The following is a 21,812-nucleotide window of genomic DNA, read 5'->3' on the forward strand; positions in this document are numbered from 1 at the left end:
CGAGCCCGGCACGCTGCCCGCACACGAAACGCCCATTCAGCAGACGCTGGTTGAGATGAGCCCCAAGAACAATACTGGCAGGGATACCAACTGATGACCCCATTGCCGCGCTGGGCCGACGTCGTCCTCCTGCCCCTGCTCAATGTCGTCCTGGCTTTCCTCGTCGGTGGCCTTATCGTCCTCGCCGTGGGGCAGAACCCGCTGCAGGCCGTGGGCATCATGCTCTACGGCGCCTTCGGCTATGGATCGGGCTTCGGCTACACGCTCTACTATACCACCGACTTCATCTTCGCCGGTCTTGCCGTGTCGCTGGCCTACCACGCGGGGCTGTTCAATATCGGGCCAGAGGGCCAGGCCTATGTCGCCGGCCTTGGCGTCATTCTCATTGGCCTTGCACTCAACGGCATGCATTGGGCGCTGGTTTTTCCGCTGATGATCATCTGCGGTGCTGCTTTCGGCGCGGTCTGGGCTTTCGTGCCCGGTTACCTTCAGGCCAAGCGCGGCAGCCACATCGTCATCACCACGATTCTGTTCAACTTCATCGCCACGGCGCTGATGGGCTTCCTCATCAGCCGTGTGCTGAAACCTGCCGGGGTCAATTCCGACGAAAGCGCGCCGCTCGAGGCGATCAGTCGTGTGCCGCAATTGCGCACCTTCATCGAGCTGTTCAAGAATTCGCCGGTCAACCTCACCTTCTTCCTCGCGATTGCCGCGCTGTTCCTCGTCTACTGGCTGATCTGGCGCACCAAGTTCGGCTATGCCGTGCGGGCGCTGGGGCATAATCCGGTAGCCGCCAATTATGCCGGCATTTCCAACCAGAAGATGATCATGATCGTCATGGCCATGGCCGGCATGCTCGCCGCCATGGTGGCGGTCAACAATGTCGGCGGCGTCCAGGGCCGCCTGATCCTCAACTTCGTGAACGGCGCCGGCTTCGTGGGTATCGCCGTCGCGTTCATGGGCAAGGGCCATCCTATCGGCGTGGGGCTTTCCGCCCTGCTGTTCGGCATTCTCTATCAGGGCGGGCAGGAACTGGCCTTCCAGATGCCGGGCATCACCCGCGAGATGATCGTCACCATCCAGGCCCTGGTCATCCTCTTTACCGGCGCCATGGGCGACATGCTGCGCAAGCCGCTGGCACGCCTGCTGACCCGAACCGCAGCACCGACGGGAGCCAAATGATGGACGCCTATCTCGTCGACATCACCCTTATCCTCGATTCCACCGTGCGCCTGGCAGTGCCGCTGATCCTCGCGTGTCTGGCCGGTCTTTATTCGGAACGCGCCGGCATTGTCGACATCGGTCTCGAGGGTAAGTTGCTGGCGGGTGCTTTCGCCGCTGCCGCCATGTCGGCGGTCACCGGTTCGGCATGGCTTGGCCTCCTGGCTGGCATCGGCGCCGCGCTGCTGTTCTCCGGCATTCACGGTCTGGCCTCGATCAACTTCAAGGGCAACCAGACCATTTCGGGCGTGGCGCTCAACTTCCTCGCCGCCGGCCTGACCACCTTCCTCGGTCAATCCTGGTTCAAGCGCGGCGGCTATACGCCCCAGCTGTCCGGCGACCAGCGGTTCAATCCGATCACGCTGCCCTTCGCCAACGAATTGCGTGAGGTCCCGGTCATCGGCCAGATCTACTTCGAGCTGATATCGGGCCACAACATCATTACCTACGCCGCTTTCATCGCCGTGCCGGTAACGGCCTGGGTACTGTTCCGTACCCGCTTCGGCCTCAGGCTGCGCGCCGTGGGAGAGAACCCCAAGGCCATCGATACCGCCGGGATTTCGGTGACGCTGCTGCGCTATCAGGCCCTGATCATCACCGCTGTCCTTGTCGGCATCGGCGGCGCCTACCTCTCGATTGCGCAGTCGGCCGGCTTCAACAACAACATGTCGGCGGGTCGTGGATATATCGCGTTGGCGGCGCTGATCTTCGCCAAGTGGCGTCCGGGTCCGGCGCTGCTCGTGTGCCTGATGTTCGGCTTCCTCGATGCGGTGCAATTCCGCATCCAGGGCCAGGTCTTCCCAATCATCGGCGAAGTCCCGGTGCAGGCCATCCAGGCGCTGCCCTATGTGCTGACGGTGATCCTGCTGGCTGGCTTCATCGGCCGCGCCGTGGCGCCCAGGGCCGCGGGTATTCCCTATACCAAGGAGCGCTAGGCCAGGGGCCTCGCGCCGAAAGCGATGACGATGCAAGACACAGACAAGGCCCTCTTCGAGGCCGCCGAAGCCGTTCGCGCGCGGGCCTACGCGCCCTATTCGAAGTTCCAGGTCGGCGCGGCCATCCTGGCCGATGACGGCAAGATCTATGTTGGCTGCAATGTCGAAAACGCGGCCTATCCGGTCGGCAACTGCGCCGAACCAAGCGCCATCGCGGCCATGATCGCGGGTGGCGGCAAGCGCATCCGCCGCATCTATGTCACTGGCCCCGGCTCCATGCCGGTGACGCCCTGTGGCGGCTGCCGCCAGCGCATCCGGGAATTCGCCGACCTCGACGTGGAGGTCATTTCCCACGGCGTCGACGGCACTCCCCTGGTGCAGACACTCGGGCAATTGTTGCCGCACAGTTTTGGTCCGGAGTTTCTGGGGAAATGAGCAAGCCCGCCAAGACCATTCGCAAGATTGCCGGCAACGAGCCCATCGCGGCTGCCCTGGTGCTCGGCTCCGGGCTCTCGTCCATCGGCGAGCTGATGACCGATACGGTCACCATTCCATATTCTGAACTCAAGGGTTTCCCGGGCGGTGGCGTGTCGGGCCACGGCCGCGACCTGCTGATCGGCTTCATGGGAGGCAAGCGCATTGCCGTGCTCACCGGTCGCGAGCACTATTACGAGCACGGCAACGCCTCGGCCATGCGCCCGGCGCTGGAGACCATGGCCGATCTCGGCGCCCAAACCCTGCTGCTGACCAATTCGGCCGGCTCGGTCGATAGCCGATTCCAGCCCGGCGATTTGATGCTGATATCGGATCACATCAATTATGCCGGCATGAACCCGTTGATCGGTGAGCCTACCGACCGCCGTTTTGTGAACATGGTCAATTGCTACGACCTCGACCTGCGCGCCAAGGCGACGCGGCTGGCGCAGGGGTTCGACTACACGCTCGGCGAGGGGGTCTACCTGTGGTATTCCGGACCCAGCTTCGAGACGGTCGCCGAGATCCAGATGGCGATCCGCCTGGGCGCCAACGCCGTAGGCATGTCGACGGCGCCGGAAGTCATTCTTGGCCGCTTCCTCGGCCTCAGGGTCTGGGCCTGCTCGTCCGTCACCAATATGGGCGCAGGCCTGTCGAGTGAAAATATCAGCCATAAGCACACCAAGCACATGGCAGTTCAGGGCGCGGAGAAGCTCAAAAAGCTCATTCCCGCGCTGGTGGAGGAATTATGAGCCTCAAGGTCGTCGACAACACGAAGAACCACGAGCCTGCGCACAAGCGCAATCCCGGCTATCCACTCGATCTCGATTGGGTCGAACGCGTTCGCATGAACCGCTCGGCGCTGGAACGCCGTGCCGGCTCCATCGGCGCGCGCCGCACAGTCAAGAAGGATTATCAGTTGGCGTGGCTGCTAAAGGCGATCACCATGATCGACCTGACGACGCTCAACGCCGACGATACCGACGGCCGCGTCGAGCGCCTCTGCGCCAAGGCTCGGAACCCGATCCGCCGAGACATCCTCGACCAGCTCGGCATGAGCGAGCATCGCGTCCTGCCCGGCGCAGTCTGCGTCTATCACACCTTCGTCGGTACGGCCGTGCGCGCACTCGATGGGACCGGCATTCCGGTTGCCGCGGTGTCCACCGCCTTCCCGCACGGTCTCGCGCCGGTCGAAACCAAGATCGCCGAGATCGAGGCTTCGGTGAAGGACGGCGCCAAGGAGATCGACATCGTCATCGAACGCGGCATGGTCCTGCGCGGCGACTGGCAGGCGCTCTACGATCAGGTGAAGGCCTTCCGCAAGGCCTGCGGCGACGCGCATATCAAGACCATCCTTGGCACGGGCGAACTGGCCACCCAGACCAATATCGCCAAGGCCTCGCTCGTTTGCATGCTGGCCGGCGCCGATTTCATCAAGACCTCGACCGGCAAGGAGAAGGTCAACGCCAATCTCGTCACCTCGCTGACGATGATCCGCATGATCCGCTGGTTCGCCGAAGAGACCGGCATCGAGATCGGCTACAAGCCCGCCGGCGGCATCGCCACGGCCGGTGATGCGCTCAAATATATGGCGCTGATGAAGGAAGAACTGGGCAACCAGTGGCTGCAGCCACACCTCTTCCGCTTCGGCGCGAGTTCGCTGCTGACCGACATCGAACGCCAGCTTGAGCATGGCCTGACGGGCCATTATGCGACGGATTATCGCCAGCCAATGGTGTGATGAGTTTAGAGGGCATCCCCCTCATCCGGCGTTACGCGCCACCTTCTTCCACAAGGGGAGAAGGGAACAGAACCGAGCTCTCCGCAGTCGCCTTCCCCTAAATAGGAGAAGGTGCCTGAAGGGCGGATGAGGGTGGGGCCGAAGGCACCTATCCGGAGGAAAGCATGAACAAGATCGCGCAAATCTTCGACACCCTCGACTACGGCCCGGCGCCCGAGACGCCCGATCAGGCCAATGCCTGGCTCGACAGCCACGGGCGGACCTTCGGCCATTTTATCGATGGCAAGTGGACCAAGCCTGGCAAGACCTTTGCCAGTGACAATCCGGCCAACGGGCAAAAGCTGGCCGACATCACCGACGGCACCGCTGCAGATGTCGACGCGGCCGTGAAGGCTGCCCGCGCGGCGTTCAAGGGCTGGAGCACGCTGCCCGGTTACGAACGCGGCAAGTATCTCTACGCGATCGCCCGCGCCGTGCAGAAGCATGCACGCCTGTTCGCCGTGCTCGAGAGCATGGACAACGGCAAGCCCATTCGTGAGAGCCGCGACGCCGATATTCCCTTGGTGGCGCGCCATTTCTATCACCACGCGGGTTGGGCGACGCATCTCTCCGCCCAGTTCCCCGACCATGTGCCCTATGGCGTCTGCGGCCAGATCATCCCGTGGAATTTCCCCCTGCTGATGCTGGCCTGGAAGATCGCACCGGCCTTGGCAGCGGGCAATACGGTCGTGCTGAAGCCAGCGGAGTTTACCTCGCTCACCGCTCTGCTCTTTGCCGAAATCTGTGAGCGCATCGGCCTGCCCAAGGGCGTGGTCAACATCGTGACTGGTGAGGGCGACACCGGCGCTGCCATCGTCAATCATCCCGATGTCGATAAGATCGCGTTCACCGGCTCGACGGAAGTCGGCAAGATCATCCGCGCCGCCACGGCCGGATCGGGCAAGGGCCTGTCGCTCGAGCTGGGCGGCAAGTCGCCCTATATCGTCTTCGAGGACGCCGATCTCGACAGCGCCGTCGAGGGCCTCGTCGAAGCGATCTGGTTCAACCAGGGCCAGGTCTGCTGCGCCGGTTCGCGCCTGCTTGTGCAGGAAAGCATCGAGGATCGCTTCCTCGCCAAGGTTCGCGCGCGCATGGCCAAGCTGCGCGTCGGCGATCCGCTCGACAAGTCCATCGATATCGGTGCGCTGGTGGCGCCGGTGCAGGTCGAGCGCATTCGCGACCTGATGAAGCGCGGTGTCGCCGAAGGCGCGCATGTCTACGAGCCCGATGGCGTGCTCCCGGCCAATGGCTGCTTCCTCAAGCCAGCGCTCGTCACCAACGTGTCCCCGGCCAATACGCTCGTCTCCGAGGAAATCTTCGGCCCTGTGCTTGTCGCCATGAGCTTCCGCACGCCCGAGGAGGCGGTGGCGCTGGCCAACAATTCCAAATACGGCCTCGCGGCTACGCTCTGGAGCGAGAACATCAATCTTGCTCTCGATATCGCGCCCAAACTCAAGGCCGGCGTCGTCTGGATCAACGGCACCAACAATTTCGACGCCGCCGTCGGCTTCGGAGGCTACAAGGAAAGCGGCTTTGGCCGTGAAGGTGGTCGCGAAGGCATGAGTGCCTATCTCAAGCCAGGCTGGGAGAAGACGCTGAAAGCGGCTCCGGCATTGGCGGCCCTGCCAAAGGCCAATGCCAACCCCCTCGACAGCGGCAGCCTTGACCAGACTGCGAAGATGTATATCGGCGGCAAGCAGGCCCGCCCCGACTCTGGCTACAACCGCCCGGTGCTCAATGCCAAGGGTGACCTTGTCGGTGAAGTCGGCGAGGGCAATCGCAAGGATATCCGCAACGCCGTCGAGGCGGCGCGCGCGGCCCATGGCTGGGCCACGACATCAGCTCATTCCCGTGCGCAGATACTCTACTTCCTCGCCGAGAACCTGGACTATCGCCGCGATGAGTTTGCCGCCCGCCTCAAAGCGCAGACGGGCGAGGACGGCAAGAAGGAGGTGCAGGCCTCTATCGAGCGGCTCTTCGCTTTTGCCGGCTGGGCCGACAAGTATGACGGCTCGGTACACAATCCGCCCATGCGCGCCGTGGCGGCGGCAATGGTCGAGCCGCTGGGTGTGATGGGCATCGTTGCACCGGCCAGCCAGCCGCTGCTGGGGTCGGTGGCGCTGCTGGCGCCGGCGATCGCCATGGGCAATACCGTGGTCCTGGTCCCTTCCGACCGGTCGCCCCTGTCGATCACCGATTTCTACCAGGTACTCGAAACCTCCGACATGCCCTCAGGCGTGGTCAACATCGTTACCGGCGACAGCGCCACCCTGGCCAAGACCCTGGCTGAACACGATGGCGTCGATGGCATTTGGTTCGCGGGCTCCGCCGAAAACTCCGCCATGGTCGAAAAGGCCTCGGTGGGCAATCTCAAGCAGACCTGGACCACCCGCGGCCTCACCTATGACCTCGCCGATCCGCGCTTTGCCGACACCTATTTCCTGAGCAAGGCGACGCAGGTGAAAAACGTCTGGATCCCGTACGGGGCGTAACTAAAGGCCCCCTCACCCGCCGCTGCGCGGCGACCTCGCCCCCAGAGGGAGAGGTATGGCACCGAGCCCTCTTCACCTCTCCCTCTGGGGGAGAGGTCGGCCCAGCGGGCCGGGTGAGGGGGCCTTCCACTAGGCAGGCAAAATGGTCTTCCTCCCGCAAGAAGTCATCCTCAAAAAGCGCAACGGCGACGTCCTTCCATCTGAGGGCATCGCGCATTTCATTGCCGGCTTTGCCGATGGATCGGTGTCGCATGCGCAGGCTGCGGCTTTCGCCATGGCAGTGTACTTCCAGGACATGACGATGGACGAGCGGGTGGCGCTGACACTGGCCATGCGCGACAGTGGCAGTGTGCTCGACTGGTCCGACCTCGATGGCCCAGTGGCCGACAAGCATTCCACCGGCGGTGTCGGCGACAATGTCAGCCTGATGCTGGCGCCGATCCTGGCGGCCCTGGGCATCTATGTGCCGATGATCTCCGGTCGCGGTCTTGGCCATACGGGCGGTACGTTAGACAAGTTCGACGCCATTCCCGGCTACACCACCAGTCCCGACAACGCTCTTTTTCGCAAGGTGGTGAAAGAGGCCGGGTGCGCCATCATCGGCCAGACGGCGGATCTCGCGCCGGCCGACAAGATGCTCTACGCCATCCGCGATGTGACTGGCACGGTGGAATCCATTGCCCTCATCACCGCGTCCATCCTGTCCAAAAAGCTCGCGGCCGGCCTCGGCGCTTTGGTGCTCGACGTCAAGACAGGCACGGGCGCCTTCATGCCCACGCTGGAAAAATCGCGCGCGCTGGCTGAAAGCCTTGTCTCGGTTGCCAATGGCGCCGGCCTGAAGACCGGTGCGCTCATCACGGATATGAATGAACCGCTCGCCTCGGCCGCAGGCAATGGGCTCGAGGTGCGGAACGCCGTCGACTTCCTGACCGGCACGCATCAGGACGCGCGTCTGCGCGACGTCACGCTTGCGCTGTGTGCCGAGATCGTGCTGATGACAGGCAAGGCGGCAATACTTGAGACAGCGCACGCTATGGTCGACGAAGCTCTCGATAGCGGTCGCGCGACTGAGCACTTCGGCAAGATGGTCACGGCGCTTGGCGGACCTGCCGACTTCGTCGACAACATGGATGCTCATCTTGCGCCCGCCCCCATCATCCGCGACGTCTTCGCGGACGGGCAGGGGACCATTTGCTCTATCGATACGCGCGGTGTCGGCATGGCCGTGGTGGCGCTCGGCGGCGGTCGTGCGACCCCGACCGACGTCATCGACCATCGTGTGGGCTTTGATCGCCTCGCGCCACTGGGTGCCATGGCCGATGCAAGGACACCGATCGCCCGCATCCATGCCGCCGACGAAGTGAGCGCTAAGGACGCCGAGGCCAGACTTCGGCGCGCCTATGGACTGGGCGGAAGTGTGCCGAACAATCCGCTGATCGCTGCCCGCATCGAGCCCAAGGAATAGTCATGCCCCGCGCCATAGTTTGCCTGCTTGACAGCGTTGGGATTGGCGGCGCCCCCGACGCCACAGCCTATGGCGACGAGGGCGCCAATACGGTCGGTCACATTGCTGAATGGGCGGCGGCGGGGAAGGCAGACCGCGATGGTCTGCGCGCAGGTCCGCTCAATGTGCCAAACATGGATGCGATGGGTCTTGGCGCGGCGGTGAAACTCTCGACCGGCAACCTGCCGCCCAATCTTTCCGCCACACCCAGAGGCGGCCGTTTCGGAGTCGGGCGCGAAGTCTCCAAGGGCAAAGATACGCCGTCCGGCCACTGGGAGATTGCCGGCGTGCCAGTGCCGTTCGAGTGGGGCTATTTCCCTCATGAAGAACCGGCATTTCCTCCGGACCTGATCGCCGCGTTCCTCGAACGGACGGGGCTGCCGGGCATTCTGGGCGACAAGCATGCCTCTGGCACAGACATCATCGCTGAGCTGGGGGCCGAACACATCCGGTCGGGCAAACCCATCTGCTACACCTCGGTGGACAGCGTGTTCCAGATCGCGGCGCATGAAACCCATTTCGGACTCGATCGTCTCTACGAGATCTGCAGACAAGTCTTCGAGCTGACCGCGCCGCTCAAGATCGGCCGCGTCATCGCCCGGCCGTTCGTCGGCGAGACATCGGAGAGCTTCAAGCGCACCGGCAACCGGCGGGATTTCGCCATCTCGCCGCCCGAGCCGACCCTTCTCGATCGGAACGCCGCAGCCGGCAATCAGGTCTTCGCCATCGGCAAGATTTCCGACATCTATGCCGGGTCGGGCGTCACCCACAAACTCAAGGGCACCGGCATTCCGCAGTTGTTCGACAAGACGCTGGAGGCCATGGAAATGGCCGCCGACCGGGCGTTCATCATGACCAACTTCGTCGATTTCGACAGCGAATACGGCCACCGCCGCGACGTGCCGGGCTATGCTGCCGCGCTTGAACTCTTTGATCGGCGTCTACCCGAAATCATCGCCGCCATGCGACAGGACGACCTGCTTATCCTTACGGCCGATCACGGCAACGACCCGACCTGGCCGGGAACCGACCACACGCGCGAACAGGTGCCGATACTGGTCTTTTCCCCAGCCCTCCCGCAAGGAGAGATTGGCATTCGCCAGAGCTTCGCTGATATAGGTGAAACCATCGCTGCCTGGCTGGGCCTCGCCCCCGGCCGCCACGGCAAAACATTTCTCTAGATCGACAAGGTGACCCAGATGAGCATAACCGAAGGCAATGTGACGGTCATCGATCACCCCCTGATCCAGCACAAGCTGACCATCATGCGCAACAAGGAGACCTCCATCGCCGGTTTTCGGCGTCTCCTGCGCGAGATCGCGCACCTGATGTGCTACGAGGTCACGCGCGATCTCGAGTTGGAAATGATCCCGATCGAGACGCCGATGTCGGAGATGAACTCCCCGGCCATCAAGGGCAAGAAGCTGGTTTTCGCCTCCATCCTGCGCGCTGGTAACGGTCTTCTCGACGGCATGCTTGATCTGGTTCCCGCCGCCCGTGTCGCCCATATCGGTATCTATCGTGACCACGAGACGCTCGAACCGGTGGAATATTACTTCAAGGCCCCGAGCGCCCTCGAGGATCGTCTGATCATCGTCGTCGATCCGATGCTGGCAACCGGCAATTCGGCGACTGCCGCAATCGAAAAGCTCAAGGAACGCGGCGCCAACAATATTCGCTTCCTTTGCCTTCTCGCCGCGCCCGAAGGAATCGAGAACTTCAATAAGGCCCATCCTGATGTGCCGGTCTTCACCGCGTCCATCGACAGTCACCTCAACGAAAAGGGCTACATCGTCCCAGGCCTGGGCGACGCCGGCGACCGCATGTATGGCACCCGCTGATGGCCAAGCTCGTCCATTCGATGATCCGCGTGCTCGACGAGGCGCGCTCGGTGGCCTTCTATGAAAATGCGTTCGGCCTTCACATCGTCGATCGGCTGGATTTCGAGACCTTCGCCCTCGTCTACATGGCGGGCGACGCGGTCGGCTTCGAGCTGGAACTGACGATCAACAAGGACCGTACCGAGCCCTACGCGCTCGGCGATGGCTATGGTCATCTGGCCGTCGTGGTCGAGGATGTGGAGGCTGAGCATGCCCGGTTCACGGCCGAGGGCCTGACCGCGGGCAAGCTGGTAGACTTCAAGAACGGCGATGTTCCGGTTGCCAAATTCTTCTTCGCCACCGATCCCGATGGCTACAAGATCGAAGTCATCCAGCGTGGTGGCCGGTTCCAGTAAAAGAATAACCCCGGATCGCTCCGGGGTTTTTGCATTTTTACTTGGCCTTGAGCGGCAGTCCCAGCGCGATCAGATCGACTCGGAGATGCCCGGGGTCCTTGAAATGAATTCCGTGCATGCCGAATTTGCGAGCGGCCACGATATTGGGTTCGCTGTCGTCGATGAAGACACAGGCATCCGGGGCAAGGCCATAGCGCTCGCAAAACACCCGATAGATGCGCGGATCCGGCTTTACCAGGCCTTCGAGGCCGGAGACGATGACACCGTCGAACTTTTCGAGGAACGGCCACTCGCCAAGCCGGGTCATCCATTTCTCCCAAGAGAAGTTTGTGATGGCAAAGGTCGGGATATCCTGGTCGATCAGCTCGTTGTGAATATCGATCGTGCCCTGGATCATCGGGCCGAAGGTCTCGGTCCAGCGCTCGTCGAATGCCTTGATTTCACGCCAGTATTTCGGAAAGCGCGTCACCAGCTTGGCGACGCCCTCGGCATAGATTTCGCCGGCGTCGAATTCGAGATTCCAGTCGCTGGTGCAGATGTTCTGATGAAACCACAGCGCATCCTCCTCGCTCTCGAACAGCTTGCGGAACAGGTACATTGGGTTCCAGTCGACGAAAACGCCGCCCAGGTCGAAGACGGGGATGATGGTGTCGTGCTCGCTCATGCTGGATCCTGCCCGGTAGAATGGATGCCGGCTTGTGCCACGGCACCTTCCGGCGGGCAAGCAGCTGCGGTCAGGGGGCGGCGATATCGTCGCCGAAACGGGTCATGAAGAAGCTCGACCGATAGAGATTGACCGGCGTATCCAGCACGATCCCCAAAAGCGGGGTGTAGGTGTAGGTCGCCTCAGCGGCGATGACCATCTTCGTGCCGGCGATGTTGCGCATTTCGGTGGGCAGAGGATACGGGTTGCCGGCGGTGTATGGCGTCGTGCTCGAATACGTTCCGTTGAGATATTGCCGGGTCCAGACCACGCGCGGCACGCCTCCTTGCACTTTCACCGCGGTGATCACCTGCGTAACGCCTGTGGGCGAAAAGGGGGTCATGATGCCTGCGGCGGCACGGAAATAGTCCTGCAGGTCGCTCGCCCTGATTGTTTTTTCGGACCGGGCGACAAGATCGCCGACTGCTCCGGCCACCGACTGTACCTTGCGGTCCATGGTGATCAGCGTACTGGCTTCGAGCGATCCTATGTAGACCAGAAGCATCAGTGGAAGGATCAGTGCGAACTCGACCGCTGCGGCGCCGCGTTCACTGTGCTGGAGGCGCCGCCAAGCCGACCGTAGCGTATTCCCCACTCCTCGCATCAGAATGGCTCGTTCTTGAACACAGTCGCCGAGCCCATGAGCCGTCTTCCATCGCTCATGTTGGAAAGCCCCAACGGCCCAAGCTGCACGATGACTGGATAGCGGTAGTAAACCTGCACAAGCACAACCGACTCGCGCGTGCCCGTTGCCCAGCTTTCCGGTTGGGACCAGTTGCATGGCGCCGCGCAAGGTTGCGACAGCGGCGGCGCTACGGTCGCAGATTGAAAATTGGACACTACGTTCACACGCACATGCAGGCCTGCACAATCAGGAAACAGGCCATACAGCCGGTCACAGACTTCCGTACGGAATTGCTCGAGCGACAGGCTCTGGGCCTGTCCCGTTCGAATGGTGCGCGAAGCGTCATGGACCGCGCTTTCCAGCACCTGGGACGCCAGGAAAATGATCGAGGTCTGAAGAATGGCGCCAATGATGGCGAAGAAGGGCAGGGCCAAAAGGCCGAACTCGACCGCAGTCACGCCACGTTCGTCGCGCCGCAGTCGTTCGAGCCTGGCCTTCAGGATCAGTCCGGCAGTGCCGAGCACGTCCATCTCATTCCCATCGCATGTCCTACAGGGCCACACTATGGGGATACACTAACCCAATGGTTAGGATGGACCGGGCAACTCGCCTCGAACGTTTACGTGGTGAATCCGGGATTAAGGCTTTGGGCCAGGCTAGTTGGCCGCGGATTGGACCAGCTGGGACGAGGCGAGTGCCTGCCCTGCGAAGCCCGGGTCGTCACCCATCATGATGATTGGCTGGCAGACCGGGGCGCAGGCGAGGCTGGTACGGTTTTGACCCTGATAGACCGTCATCGTGCCGGCCGTCATCTGCACAACTTCCACGAGCGTATCGGCGACCGGTTCACCGCGGCTGTCGAGCACGATCAGGTTGGTTTGGCCATAGCTCTTGCCGGTGAGGATCAGCGTCTGCGGGTCCTGGATCGTCACGTCGGCAATGCCGGGATTGCCCACGATGACGGTCGCTGCCGGTGCACTGATGCGCAGGACGCGCGCCATGTTGACGTTGACGTTGATAGGTGCCCCATCCTGGGCCACGGCCGGCATTGGGGCCGCAAGGGTTGCAGAGAGCAACATGGCGATAGCGGCTGGGCGGAGCATGGCGGAATCCGTGTACTGATACGCTTTTCCCTACGATCACCTGGAATGGTAAATACTTGGCAAACGCGCATCATGAAGCGCATTTCAGCCAGCGCCCAAAATTATGGTTAACCCACATTAAGAAACATGACCGCTGCTTTTGACCTGCCGCCGCTGTTCGTCATTGTTTGTGAAGGGAATAGACTCCCACGAGGGTCTTCGTAAAGTTTTATTTACTTGATTAAGACTTTGAACATCAAGAAAAATGGCTTTGTCAGCAAGCAATGCGCGGGCCTTCCGATTAACGCTATTTCAACCTGTGGTAGCTAGCTTTTGTCTCATGTTCGATGTGTGACGTGGTCCGACGCTGCAGTCACTGAGAACGTGTAAAGGAGCCTGGGAATGAACATTTTCGCACGTTTCGCGCAGGACGAGTCGGGCGCGACTGCAATCGAGTACGGCCTGATCGCCGCACTCATCTCTGTGGGTATCATCCTTGCTGCTACCGCCCTCGGTAACAGCCTCGGTGACCTCTTCAACGGTATCTCCGATACCCTTGAAAACAATATGCCGTAAGCATTCGAGATCATCTCGGAATTGGGAAAGGGAAGGTCTTTGGCCTTCCCTTTCCGCTTTTTTAAACTCCCTCTGACACGCTGCCCGCAGCCAGGAATACTTTTGGGAGCCGCGCCATGCCCAATATTGCCATCCTTTTCTTTCCACTGCTCATGGCCTTTGCTGCGTCGTCGGATCTTCTGACCATGCGCATTTCCAACAAGCTGGTCCTCCTCCTGGCAGCGGGCTTTGTGGGGATCGCCCTGTTGGTCGAGATGCCCCTTCAGCAATTTGCCATGCATGTGCTTTGTGCTGCGATCGTCCTGGTGGTGGCCTTCGTCATGTTCGCGCTGCGCTGGATCGGTGGCGGCGATGCCAAGCTTGCGGCAGCCACGGCGCTGTGGCTCGGTTTCGCGAACTCATCGGGCCAGCCGTCGCTGATGACCTACCTGGCCTACACCGCGATCTTCGGTGGGCTGCTGACGCTCGCCATTCTCATGCTGCGCCGAATTCCGCTCGACGGCGTCTTTTACGGGCGCCCCTGGCTCAACTGGCTCAACCGCCTGCACGATCCCAAGCAGGGCGTCCCCTATGGCGTCGCCATGGCGCTGGCAGGGATCCTCGTCTACTCCAACACGTCGATCTTCGGTTATCTCTCAGCCTAGTCTGACCACGGACAATATGCGATCCGCTCGGCGAGACATCGCGCGTGCCGCTTCAGCATCTGCGCTGCAAGCACTTGCAAAAAGCAAGCATTCATAACTTGTTAACGCATCCTGCAAAGTTCTGGTTAACTAAACTTTGACCCTTTGGCTCCATAGTCCAGCTGGTGGAATTGGGCGTTTTCTTGCCCGACCAAGCATCTGGTGATCCGGGCAGCCTGTTTGTCACGATCGCCGATGCACCCGCAAATGGATGGAGCGGCAGAAGCCCAAGACGGCCTCAGTCGCTCCGGCACAACCGGAGTAGGTCATGAGACCGGCGCGTATTATCCTGTTGGTGGTTGCCCTGGTGGCCGGGTTGCTCGCAGCGTTTCTCGTGACGCGCGGAAACAGGGCTCCTGCGCCTGAAAGCCAAACCGTTACCCAGGTGGTCGAGGAACCCAAGACCCAGATTCTGGTGGCCCGGGCACCGATCGGCATTGGCGAGCGCCTGTCGGAGGATCGTGTCGAGTGGCAGGACTGGCCGGAGGGAGCCCTTCGCCCGGAATACGTGACGATCTCGGCCATGCCCGACGCTCCAGTGGAGCTGAACGGCGCCGTTGCCCGCTTCGAATTTTTCCCCGGTGAGCCCATTCGCGAAGCCAAGCTCGTGCGATCCGACCAGGGTTACCTTTCCGCTGTACTCGCCCCGGGCAAGCGCGGCGTCTCGGTCACCGTCACCGCGGCCTCCAGCGCCGGCGGTTTCGTTATTCCCAATGACCGGGTCGATGTGCTGCTTACCACCTCGTCCGCGCTCGGGCAGCAGTCCGAAGTGATCCTGTCCGACGTCCGCGTCCTCGCCATCGGCAAGCGGCTGGGCGAAATGGGCGTCAGCGGTGGCGATGCCGAGGGCACCCAAGCCAGCCCAACGCCCATTACCTTCGACGACAGCACCATCGCCACGCTCGAACTCGATCCGGGCCAGGCCGAAACGCTGGTCAACGCATCGACCCGCGGGCAACTGAGCCTGACACTGCGCTCCGTTGCCGATTTCAACCGTGCCGATCCGCAGGCGGCCACCACCAACCAGGCTGTTCGGCTGATCCGCTATGGCCGCGAGCAGAGTGTCATGGCCGGCAGCACGGCGACCGCCAACGCCGGTACCAGTTCGTCCGGCATGCCGGACTCCTCCCAGATGCCCATGGCGCCAGAAGCGCCGCAAGTCCTGCCGCAATAGGGGCGCGATGACGATGCACACCAAATCTGCCTTCCGCTCCCGCCCCGCGTTTCGCACCACTCTCGCCGCCGGTCTGCTGGCCCTCGGGGTGTCGGTTATGTCCGCGGCGCCGACCGTTGCACAGGCCGACGCGCAACTGACGATCGCCGGCACCGCCTACGGCGCGGTACGCAAGGTCGAAGTCGAGATGAACAAATCGATGATCGTCGACCTGCCCGCGGGGGTTGCCGAGGTCGTCGTGTCGCAGCCCAATCTGGCAGCCGCCATCATGCGCAGCCGCACGCGAGCCATCATCCAGGGGCTCGAGGAAGGCTCGACCAACATCATCTTCATCGACGATGCCGGCCGCACCATCAGCGTGCTTGATGTCGATATCATCCTGCCACCACTGCAGGTCGGGCGCGCGCTCGAAGCGACCCTCGCGCGGGTGATCCCGGGCTCCAATATTCGTGTCGAAACCCTCACCAACAATTCGGTGAACGACAAGGTCTACTTCGTGTTGACCGGTACGGTGCTGACCGCCGAGGACAAGGCAAATGCCGAAGCCATGGCCTGGGCCATTTCCGAAAACGACGGCGAGGGCGGAAGCCTGATCCAGGTCGTCGGCCCGCAGCAGGTCATGCTCCAGGTCACCGTGTCCGAAGTGCAGCGCGATGTCGCCAAGCAGTTCGGTATCAACCTCTCCGGCGCTCTCAGCGTGGGCAATGTCAACCTGGCCTTCAACAACAATGTCACCGGCGCCGGCATGACCACTGCCAACGGTCTCAATGCCACGGGTCTGGGGGGCATGGACATCAACGCCGCCATCCGGGCGCTCGAAACCCGCGGCGGGCTTCGTATTCTCGCGCAGCCCACCCTCACGGCCATTTCCGGGCAGGAAGCGACGTTCCTCGCCGGCGGTGAAATTCCGTACGGCACTACCGATAACAACGGCAACCGTACGGTCATTTTCCGCCCCTATGGCGTGGAACTGGCATTCACGCCGGTCGTCCGCTCCAACGGCACGATTTCGCTAAAGGTCAGCACAGCGGTTTCGGAGCCGCAGACCAGTGGGTCGCTGTCCAAGCGCGAAGCCGACACCTCGGTGGAACTGCCCTCCGGGTCGACGCTCGCCATTGGTGGGCTCCTGCAGGAAACCACACGCCAGCAGATCGACCAGCTTCCGGTGCTGGGCGATATCCCGATCCTGGGTGCGCTGTTCCGCTCCCGAGACTACCAGACCCAGCAGACCGAACTGGTGATCCTGGTGACGCCCTATCTGGTATCGCCCTCACCGGCCAACACCATCGCCGTCCCCACCGACACATCCTACCCAGCCACCGATGCCGAGGGCATTTTCCTCGGTGCCATCGAAAAGCAGTATGGCGTCGGTGCCACGGGCGAGTTCCGCGGGAGCTTCTCGGGCTCCGTCGGTTTCGTCCTCGATTGACCGCCGGTCAGGAGCAGTTCTGTAAATGAGTTTCCTCACCCCTGATAAGCCCCAGATCGAAGAACCGGCAGCCGAGATCGCCTCTGGCGCCCGGCTGGTTCCGCGCATCACGATCCAGGCCTTCTGCGAGAATTCGCAGACGGCGCAACTGGTCGAGAGCGCCATGCACGACCGGCGGATGTCCAAGGTTGCCCTGACCACGCATAATGGTGGCATTGAGGGCGCAGTCGAGACCTACAAGTCCAACCCCACGCCGAACTTGATCATGGTCGAAACGACCCTGGCGCCCGAGCAGATTCCGGAAAGCCTCAGCCGGTTGGCCGAAGTGTGCGATGCATCGACCCGCGTGATCGTGCTCGGCCATGTCAACGACGTGCTGCTCTATCGCGAGCTCATCCGCTCCGGCATTTCCGAATATATCGTGCTGCCCGCAACGTCGGCCGAGATCGTCACCGCCATCACCGAACTCTATGCAGCCGAAGGCGCCGCTCCGATCGGGCGCACCGTCGGGTTCATTTCCGCCAAGGGCGGCGCTGGCAGTTCGACCATTGCCCACAACGTCGCCTGGGCGATCGCCACCGGCCTGCGCCAGGATTGCCTGATCGTTGACATGGACCTCGCCTTCGGCACCGCCGGGCTGAACTTCAACCAGGACCCGCCGCACGGCCTGGCCGATGCCGTTCTGGCCAACCAGAAGGTCGACCAGACCATGCTGGATCGCCTGATGAGCAAGGCCGCCAACCACATCAACCTGCTCACCGCACCCGCCACCCTTGACCAGACCTGGGACTTCGATGAGCGCGAATTCGAACAGGTCATCGAAATCTGCCAGAAGAGCGTGCCGGTGATCGTGCTCGACATCCCGCACACCTGGAACGCCTGGACGCGCCAGACACTGGCATCGATAGACGACGTTGTCATCGTTGCCGAACCCGACCTCGCCAACCTGCGCAACGCCAAGAACCTGGCGGACGCGGTCAAGCAGCTTCGCCCGACCGACAACGCGCCCAAGCTCGTCATCAACAAGCTCGGCGTGCCGCGTCGCCCGGAAATCGGCGCCCAGGAATTCGCCTCATCGGTGGAATGCAATCTCATTGGGCACATCGGCTTCGACGCTGCCCTTTTCGGCACCGCGGCCAACAATGGCCAGATGATTGCCGAGGTCTCGGCCAACAACAAGCTGATCGAGACCTTTTCAGCCATCGGCATGCAGGTGACCGGGCGCCACGTCAGCCATTCCGGCGGCAAGGCGGCCAGCCTGCTCAAACTGCCGTCGCTGTTCAAAAAGCGGGCCTAGGCGCGCCACCAGGGACTTGGGGAAGTAGATGTTCGGCAAGCGCACCACATTCGGCGGTAACACCCCGGGACTGAGCGAAGCACCCCGCCCGGTGGCCAGCCCGCCGCCGGTTGCGCCCACACAACAACGCCGCGCCTCCGATGGCGACGGCATGGCGACCCGCATGCGCACCACCGACGAGGTGCTCGATGTGCGCGCACCGGCCGACGCGCAGCGTGCGAAGGAATATTTCCAGACCAAGTCAGCCATCTTCAACGCGCTCATCGACTCGATCGATCTCAGCCAGCTCGCCACCATGGAATCGCAGGCGGCACGCGAGGAAATCCGCGATATCGTCGCCGAAATCATCGCGCTCAAGTCGATCGTCATGTCTATTTCCGAGCAGGAAGATCTGCTCGAGGACATCTGTAATGACGTCCTGGGTTATGGCCCGCTCGAGCCGCTCCTGGCACGCGACGACATCGCCGACATCATGGTGAACGGATCGCAGAAGTGCTACATCGAAGTGGCAGGCAAGGTTCGCCTCACCAACGTGCGCTTCCGTGACGATGCGCATTTGATGAACGTCTGCCAGCGCATCGTGTCACAGGTCGGCCGCCGCGTCGACGAAGGCTCGCCCATCTGCGACGCCCGTCTCCCCGACGGTTCGCGCGTCAACGTCATCGCGCCGCCGCTGGCCATCGATGGCGCCGCGCTCACCATCCGTAAGTTCAAGAAGGACAAGCTGACCCTTCAGCAGTTGGTCAAATACAATTCCATCTCGCCCGAAGGCGCCGAGGTGCTGCGCATCCTGGGTCGGGTGCGCGCCAATGTGCTGATCTCGGGCGGTACCGGCTCGGGCAAGACGACGCTGCTCAATTGCCTGACGGCCTTCATCGAGAAGGACGAGCGCGTCATCACCTGCGAGGACTCGGCGGAACTGCAGCTGCAGCAGCCGCACGTCGTACGCCTCGAAACCCGCCCGCCCAATCTCGAAGGCGAAGGCGAGATCACCATGCGTGATCTCATCAAGAACTGCCTGCGTATGCGTCCCGAACGCATCATCGTCGGCGAAGTTCGCGGCCCGGAGAGCTTCGACCTTCTCCAGGCCATGAACACGGGTCACGACGGCTCGATGGGCACTCTGCACGCTAACAGCCCGCGCGAAGCCCTGAGTCGCCTTGAATCCATGATCACCATGGGCGGCTATTCGCTGCCCAGCCGCACCATCCGCGAAATGGTCGTGTCCTCCATCGATGTCATCGTCCAGGCGGCACGCCTGCGCGATGGCTCGCGCCGCATCACCCACATCACCGAGGTGCTCGGCATGGAAGGCGACGTGATCGTCACCCAGGACATCTTCGTCTACGACATCATGGGCGAGGACGCGAACGGCATGCTCATCGGCAAGCACCGCTCCACCGGCATCACCAAGCCGCAATTCACCGAGCGCGCGCGCTATTTCAACGAGGAAGCCAACCTCGTCGAAGCGCTCGAAAAGGCAAATGTCGAGCAGCACGAGATCCTGGGACGCTGACCATGAACATGCTTCTGCTCGTCATCCTGTTTGCCATCACCATTGGTGCCGCAGGCTTTGCTCTCGTGCCATCGGCGCTGGGCAACAAGCGGGCAGAAGCGCGCATGAAAGCCTTCCAGGGCGACATCCGCGCCAACCGTCAAAGTGCCGACGCCAACCGGGTCCGTGAAAATCGCCGCAAGAACGTGCAGCAGGCGCTCAAGTCACAGACAGACGAGCTCAATGCGAAGAAGCGCCTGAGCCTCTCGGACCTGATTTTCCAGTCCGGCATGACCATCAAGCCCGCGACCTTCATCCGCAACAGCATCATCTTCGGCGTCGCGCTGTTCCTGATCCTCGTCGTGGCGCAGGTGCCTTTCTATTTCGCCGCCATCTTCGCAGTGGCCGGCGCCTACCTGTTGCCGCGCATGTACGTCTCACGCAAGCGCAAGCGCTATCAGGATCGCTATCTGGACGAACTGCCAAACGCCATCGAAGCCATCGTCCGCGGCGTCAAGACCGGTCTGCCCCTCAACGATAGCATGCGCGTCGTGGCCAAGGACACCAAGGAACCGGTCAAGTCCGAGTTTGCCCGCGTTCTCGACCAGCAGAGCTTTGGCTTTTCCATGACCGAGTCCGTGCAGGTCTTGCTCGAGCGTGTGCCCCTGCCGGAAGTCAATTTCTTCGTAGTCGTTATCTCGGTCCAGCAGCAGGCCGGCGGCAATCTCTCGGAGGCGCTGGGCAACCTGGCGCGGGTGCTGCGCAACCGCAAGAAGATGAAGCAGAAGGTCAAAGCCATGTCCGCCGAAGCCAAGGCCTCGGCCGGCATCATCGGGTCGCTGCCGATCATCGTCGCCATTCTGGTGTCGCTCGTCTCCCCGGCCTATCTGCAGCCGCTGTTTTCGACGCCCGTGGGCAATCTCTGCCTCGGCATAGCCGTCATCATGATGGCCGCGGGTGTCTTCGTGATGAACCGCATGATTCAGTTTGAGATGTAGCCTGGCAGTCGAGCCGGAGCGCCTTGGTCATGAGGCCGGGCGGCAAGAATTGAGAGGTCGTGGTCCATGAACATCGTCGAACTGCTGACCCAGCGTGAATTTCTCATCGCCGTCCTCGCGGCCATATCGGCAGCGGCCGTCGTCTTCACCTTCGGCTCTTCGATGATCGTGCGCCAGGAAATGCGCGGCCGCATCAAGCGCGTTGCCGTCGAGCGCGACAGGATGCGAGCCGAAGAAATGGCGCGTCTGCGTGGCAACGTCAGCAGCAATGCCGATGGTCGCGTCTCCATCCGTCGCGGCACCGAGGCGAAGTCCTACATGAAGCGCGCGGTCGAACGTTTCGACCTCAAGAAGGCTTTCCAGGACGATTCGACCGTCGACAAGCTGGCCATGGCCGGCCTGCGCGGGCAGGGGGAACTGACCAAGTTCCTGTTCCAGCGCCTGGCCTATCCAGTGGTGATTTTCATCGTCGCGGCCGTGTACCTGCTGATCATGGCTCCCGGCGACCGACCGCTCTATCTCAACGTCGTCTACGCCATCGGCGCAGGCCTGCTGGGCGCCTACATGCCGGTGCTGCTGCTCAAGAACAAGACGCAGAAGCGCCAAGCCTCGATCCGTCGCTCCTGGCCTGACTGTCTCGACCTTCTGTTGCTGTGCGTGGAAGCGGGCATGTCCATGGAACACGCCTTCAAGCGCGTCGCCAAGGAAATCGGCTCGCAATCGGTCGAGCTCGCCGAGGAGCTGACCCTGACGACTGCCGAGCTGTCCTTCCTCGAGGATCGTACCCGCGCCTACGACAATCTCGGTCGCCGCACGGGCCTAGATAACGTCAAGGCCGTGATGACAGCCCTGATCCAGGCCGATCGCTATGGCACCTCGGTCGGTCAGGCGCTGCGCGTCATGGCCGAGGAGGGCCGCGAGGCGCGCATGATGGACGCCGAAAAGAAGGCTGCCGCCCTGCCGCCTAAACTGACCGTGCCGCTGATCGTGTTCTTCCTGCCTGTCTTGTTCATCGTCATCCTGTCGCCGGCCATGATCAAGGTCTTCTCTGGGTCGGTCGCCAGCACCGTTGGCGGGTGATCCGCAGCGCCACCAATCAAACAAAAAG

22 protein-coding genes are annotated in these 21,812 nt (G+C 62.2%); 18 read left to right on the forward strand and 4 right to left on the reverse strand.

Annotation, left to right across the window (positions count from 1 at the left end; genetic code table 11):
• Window positions 1–93: 93 nt before the first annotated feature.
• From CCK88_RS00240 to CCK88_RS00285, 10 genes are all read left to right on the forward strand, one after another.
• A complete protein-coding gene (locus CCK88_RS00240; protein ID WP_086468560.1) occupies window positions 94–1,182 on the forward strand; it encodes an ABC transporter permease in 1,089 nt (362 codons plus the stop codon).
• Complete coding sequence (locus tag CCK88_RS00245) at window positions 1,182–2,156, forward strand: ABC transporter permease (protein ID WP_086468561.1); 975 nt, start codon at window positions 1,182–1,184, stop codon at window positions 2,154–2,156. The genes CCK88_RS00240 and CCK88_RS00245 overlap by 1 nt, the downstream gene beginning before the upstream one ends.
• Window positions 2,157–2,180: 24 nt before the next feature.
• The gene (locus tag CCK88_RS00250) at window positions 2,181–2,591 is read left to right on the forward strand and encodes a cytidine deaminase (RefSeq protein WP_086468562.1); all 411 of its coding nucleotides are present in this window, start codon (window positions 2,181–2,183) and stop codon (window positions 2,589–2,591) included.
• The gene (locus tag CCK88_RS00255) at window positions 2,588–3,382 is read left to right on the forward strand and encodes a purine-nucleoside phosphorylase (protein ID WP_086468563.1); all 795 of its coding nucleotides are present in this window, start codon (window positions 2,588–2,590) and stop codon (window positions 3,380–3,382) included. The genes CCK88_RS00250 and CCK88_RS00255 overlap by 4 nt, the downstream gene beginning before the upstream one ends.
• Window positions 3,379–4,371 carry a deoxyribose-phosphate aldolase gene (gene deoC, locus CCK88_RS00260; RefSeq protein WP_086468564.1) on the forward strand — a complete coding sequence of 331 codons (993 nt, stop codon included), beginning with the start codon at window positions 3,379–3,381 and terminating at the stop codon, window positions 4,369–4,371. The genes CCK88_RS00255 and deoC overlap by 4 nt, the downstream gene beginning before the upstream one ends.
• A 164-nt stretch (window positions 4,372–4,535) precedes the next feature.
• On the forward strand, window positions 4,536–6,902 hold the full coding sequence (locus CCK88_RS00265; RefSeq protein ID WP_086468565.1) for an aldehyde dehydrogenase family protein: 2,367 nt from the start codon (window positions 4,536–4,538) through the stop codon (window positions 6,900–6,902).
• Between the two features lie 142 nt (window positions 6,903–7,044).
• Window positions 7,045–8,367 carry a thymidine phosphorylase gene (gene deoA / locus CCK88_RS00270; RefSeq protein WP_086468566.1) on the forward strand — a complete coding sequence of 441 codons (1,323 nt, stop codon included), beginning with the start codon at window positions 7,045–7,047 and terminating at the stop codon, window positions 8,365–8,367.
• A gap of 2 nt (window positions 8,368–8,369) precedes the next feature.
• The gene (locus tag CCK88_RS00275) at window positions 8,370–9,587 is read left to right on the forward strand and encodes a phosphopentomutase (RefSeq protein WP_086468567.1); all 1,218 of its coding nucleotides are present in this window, start codon (window positions 8,370–8,372) and stop codon (window positions 9,585–9,587) included.
• Between the two features lie 18 nt (window positions 9,588–9,605).
• The gene (gene upp / locus CCK88_RS00280; RefSeq protein WP_086468568.1) at window positions 9,606–10,247 is read left to right on the forward strand and encodes a uracil phosphoribosyltransferase; all 642 of its coding nucleotides are present in this window, start codon (window positions 9,606–9,608) and stop codon (window positions 10,245–10,247) included.
• Complete coding sequence (locus CCK88_RS00285; RefSeq protein WP_086468569.1) at window positions 10,247–10,642, forward strand: VOC family protein; 396 nt, start codon at window positions 10,247–10,249, stop codon at window positions 10,640–10,642. The genes upp and CCK88_RS00285 overlap by 1 nt, the downstream gene beginning before the upstream one ends.
• 37 nt (window positions 10,643–10,679) lie before the next feature.
• Here the strand turns inward: CCK88_RS00285 and CCK88_RS00290 are convergent, their stop codons facing one another.
• The 4 genes from CCK88_RS00290 to CCK88_RS00305 form a co-directional block, all read right to left on the reverse strand.
• A complete protein-coding gene (locus CCK88_RS00290) occupies window positions 10,680–11,306 on the reverse strand; it encodes an HAD family hydrolase (protein ID WP_086468570.1) in 627 nt (208 codons plus the stop codon).
• A 70-nt stretch (window positions 11,307–11,376) separates the two neighbouring features.
• The gene (locus tag CCK88_RS18310) at window positions 11,377–11,949 is read right to left on the reverse strand and encodes a TadE/TadG family type IV pilus assembly protein (protein ID WP_280173787.1); all 573 of its coding nucleotides are present in this window, start codon (window positions 11,947–11,949) and stop codon (window positions 11,377–11,379) included.
• Window positions 11,949–12,494, reverse strand: coding sequence for a TadE/TadG family type IV pilus assembly protein (locus CCK88_RS00300; RefSeq protein WP_170926295.1), 546 nt, complete (start codon window positions 12,492–12,494; stop codon window positions 11,949–11,951). The genes CCK88_RS18310 and CCK88_RS00300 overlap by 1 nt, the downstream gene beginning before the upstream one ends.
• A gap of 132 nt (window positions 12,495–12,626) precedes the next feature.
• Window positions 12,627–13,073 carry a pilus assembly protein N-terminal domain-containing protein gene (locus tag CCK88_RS00305; RefSeq protein WP_086468573.1) on the reverse strand — a complete coding sequence of 149 codons (447 nt, stop codon included), beginning with the start codon at window positions 13,071–13,073 and terminating at the stop codon, window positions 12,627–12,629.
• 381 nt (window positions 13,074–13,454) lie between these two features.
• On the opposite strand from CCK88_RS00305, the gene CCK88_RS00310 reads away from it, so the two are divergent.
• The 8 genes from CCK88_RS00310 (at window position 13,455) to CCK88_RS00345 (ending at window position 21,784) form a co-directional block, all read left to right on the forward strand.
• Complete coding sequence (locus CCK88_RS00310; RefSeq protein ID WP_086468574.1) at window positions 13,455–13,628, forward strand: Flp family type IVb pilin; 174 nt, start codon at window positions 13,455–13,457, stop codon at window positions 13,626–13,628.
• Between the two features lie 116 nt (window positions 13,629–13,744).
• Window positions 13,745–14,272 (forward strand): A24 family peptidase, encoded by a 528-nt coding sequence (locus CCK88_RS00315; protein ID WP_086468575.1) that lies wholly within the window; start codon window positions 13,745–13,747, stop codon window positions 14,270–14,272.
• A 307-nt stretch (window positions 14,273–14,579) separates the two neighbouring features.
• Window positions 14,580–15,485: a Flp pilus assembly protein CpaB gene (cpaB, locus tag CCK88_RS00320; RefSeq protein WP_086468576.1), complete on the forward strand. Its 906-nt coding sequence runs from the start codon at window positions 14,580–14,582 to the stop codon at window positions 15,483–15,485.
• A gap of 13 nt (window positions 15,486–15,498) precedes the next feature.
• Window positions 15,499–16,914: a type II and III secretion system protein family protein gene (locus CCK88_RS00325; RefSeq protein ID WP_170926296.1), complete on the forward strand. Its 1,416-nt coding sequence runs from the start codon at window positions 15,499–15,501 to the stop codon at window positions 16,912–16,914.
• Window positions 16,915–16,939: 25 nt separating this feature from the next.
• Window positions 16,940–18,211 carry a CpaE/TadZ family protein gene (locus CCK88_RS00330; RefSeq protein ID WP_086468578.1) on the forward strand — a complete coding sequence of 424 codons (1,272 nt, stop codon included), beginning with the start codon at window positions 16,940–16,942 and terminating at the stop codon, window positions 18,209–18,211.
• Window positions 18,212–18,239: 28 nt separating this feature from the next.
• Window positions 18,240–19,727 (forward strand): TadA family conjugal transfer-associated ATPase, encoded by a 1,488-nt coding sequence (locus CCK88_RS00335; protein ID WP_244557394.1) that lies wholly within the window; start codon window positions 18,240–18,242, stop codon window positions 19,725–19,727.
• A 2-nt stretch (window positions 19,728–19,729) separates the two neighbouring features.
• Entirely contained in the window at window positions 19,730–20,704 is a 975-nt protein-coding gene (locus CCK88_RS00340; RefSeq protein ID WP_086468579.1) for a type II secretion system F family protein, read from the forward strand.
• 66 nt (window positions 20,705–20,770) lie between these two features.
• A complete protein-coding gene (locus tag CCK88_RS00345) occupies window positions 20,771–21,784 on the forward strand; it encodes a type II secretion system F family protein (protein ID WP_086468580.1) in 1,014 nt (337 codons plus the stop codon).
• The last annotated feature ends 28 nt before the right edge of the window (window positions 21,785–21,812 follow it).

Source organism: Devosia lucknowensis (genome assembly GCF_900177655.1).
Lineage (GTDB): Bacteria > Pseudomonadota > Alphaproteobacteria > Rhizobiales > Devosiaceae > Devosia > Devosia lucknowensis.

Coding starts and splice junctions, on each gene's coding strand:
- CCK88_RS00240 (WP_086468560.1), top strand. CDS start 94: ATGACCCCATTGCCGCGCTGGGCCGACGTCGTCCTCCTGCCCCTGCTC.
- CCK88_RS00250 (WP_086468562.1), top strand. CDS start 2,181: ATGACGATGCAAGACACAGACAAGGCCCTCTTCGAGGCCGCCGAAGCC.
- CCK88_RS00310 (WP_086468574.1), top strand. CDS start 13,455: ATGAACATTTTCGCACGTTTCGCGCAGGACGAGTCGGGCGCGACTGCA.
- CCK88_RS00275 (WP_086468567.1), top strand. CDS start 8,370: ATGCCCCGCGCCATAGTTTGCCTGCTTGACAGCGTTGGGATTGGCGGC.
- CCK88_RS00265 (WP_086468565.1), top strand. CDS start 4,536: ATGAACAAGATCGCGCAAATCTTCGACACCCTCGACTACGGCCCGGCG.
- upp (WP_086468568.1), top strand. CDS start 9,606: ATGAGCATAACCGAAGGCAATGTGACGGTCATCGATCACCCCCTGATC.
- deoC (WP_086468564.1), top strand. CDS start 3,379: ATGAGCCTCAAGGTCGTCGACAACACGAAGAACCACGAGCCTGCGCAC.
- CCK88_RS00345 (WP_086468580.1), top strand. CDS start 20,771: ATGAACATCGTCGAACTGCTGACCCAGCGTGAATTTCTCATCGCCGTC.
- CCK88_RS00325 (WP_170926296.1), top strand. CDS start 15,499: ATGCACACCAAATCTGCCTTCCGCTCCCGCCCCGCGTTTCGCACCACT.
- CCK88_RS00245 (WP_086468561.1), top strand. CDS start 1,182: ATGGACGCCTATCTCGTCGACATCACCCTTATCCTCGATTCCACCGTG.
- CCK88_RS00255 (WP_086468563.1), top strand. CDS start 2,588: ATGAGCAAGCCCGCCAAGACCATTCGCAAGATTGCCGGCAACGAGCCC.
- CCK88_RS00305 (WP_086468573.1), bottom strand. CDS start 13,073: ATGCTCCGCCCAGCCGCTATCGCCATGTTGCTCTCTGCAACCCTTGCG.
- CCK88_RS00315 (WP_086468575.1), top strand. CDS start 13,745: ATGCCCAATATTGCCATCCTTTTCTTTCCACTGCTCATGGCCTTTGCT.
- CCK88_RS00290 (WP_086468570.1), bottom strand. CDS start 11,306: ATGAGCGAGCACGACACCATCATCCCCGTCTTCGACCTGGGCGGCGTT.
- CCK88_RS18310 (WP_280173787.1), bottom strand. CDS start 11,949: ATGCGAGGAGTGGGGAATACGCTACGGTCGGCTTGGCGGCGCCTCCAG.
- cpaB (WP_086468576.1), top strand. CDS start 14,580: ATGAGACCGGCGCGTATTATCCTGTTGGTGGTTGCCCTGGTGGCCGGG.
- CCK88_RS00330 (WP_086468578.1), top strand. CDS start 16,940: ATGAGTTTCCTCACCCCTGATAAGCCCCAGATCGAAGAACCGGCAGCC.
- CCK88_RS00340 (WP_086468579.1), top strand. CDS start 19,730: ATGAACATGCTTCTGCTCGTCATCCTGTTTGCCATCACCATTGGTGCC.
- CCK88_RS00285 (WP_086468569.1), top strand. CDS start 10,247: ATGGCCAAGCTCGTCCATTCGATGATCCGCGTGCTCGACGAGGCGCGC.
- CCK88_RS00335 (WP_244557394.1), top strand. CDS start 18,240: ATGTTCGGCAAGCGCACCACATTCGGCGGTAACACCCCGGGACTGAGC.
- deoA (WP_086468566.1), top strand. CDS start 7,045: ATGGTCTTCCTCCCGCAAGAAGTCATCCTCAAAAAGCGCAACGGCGAC.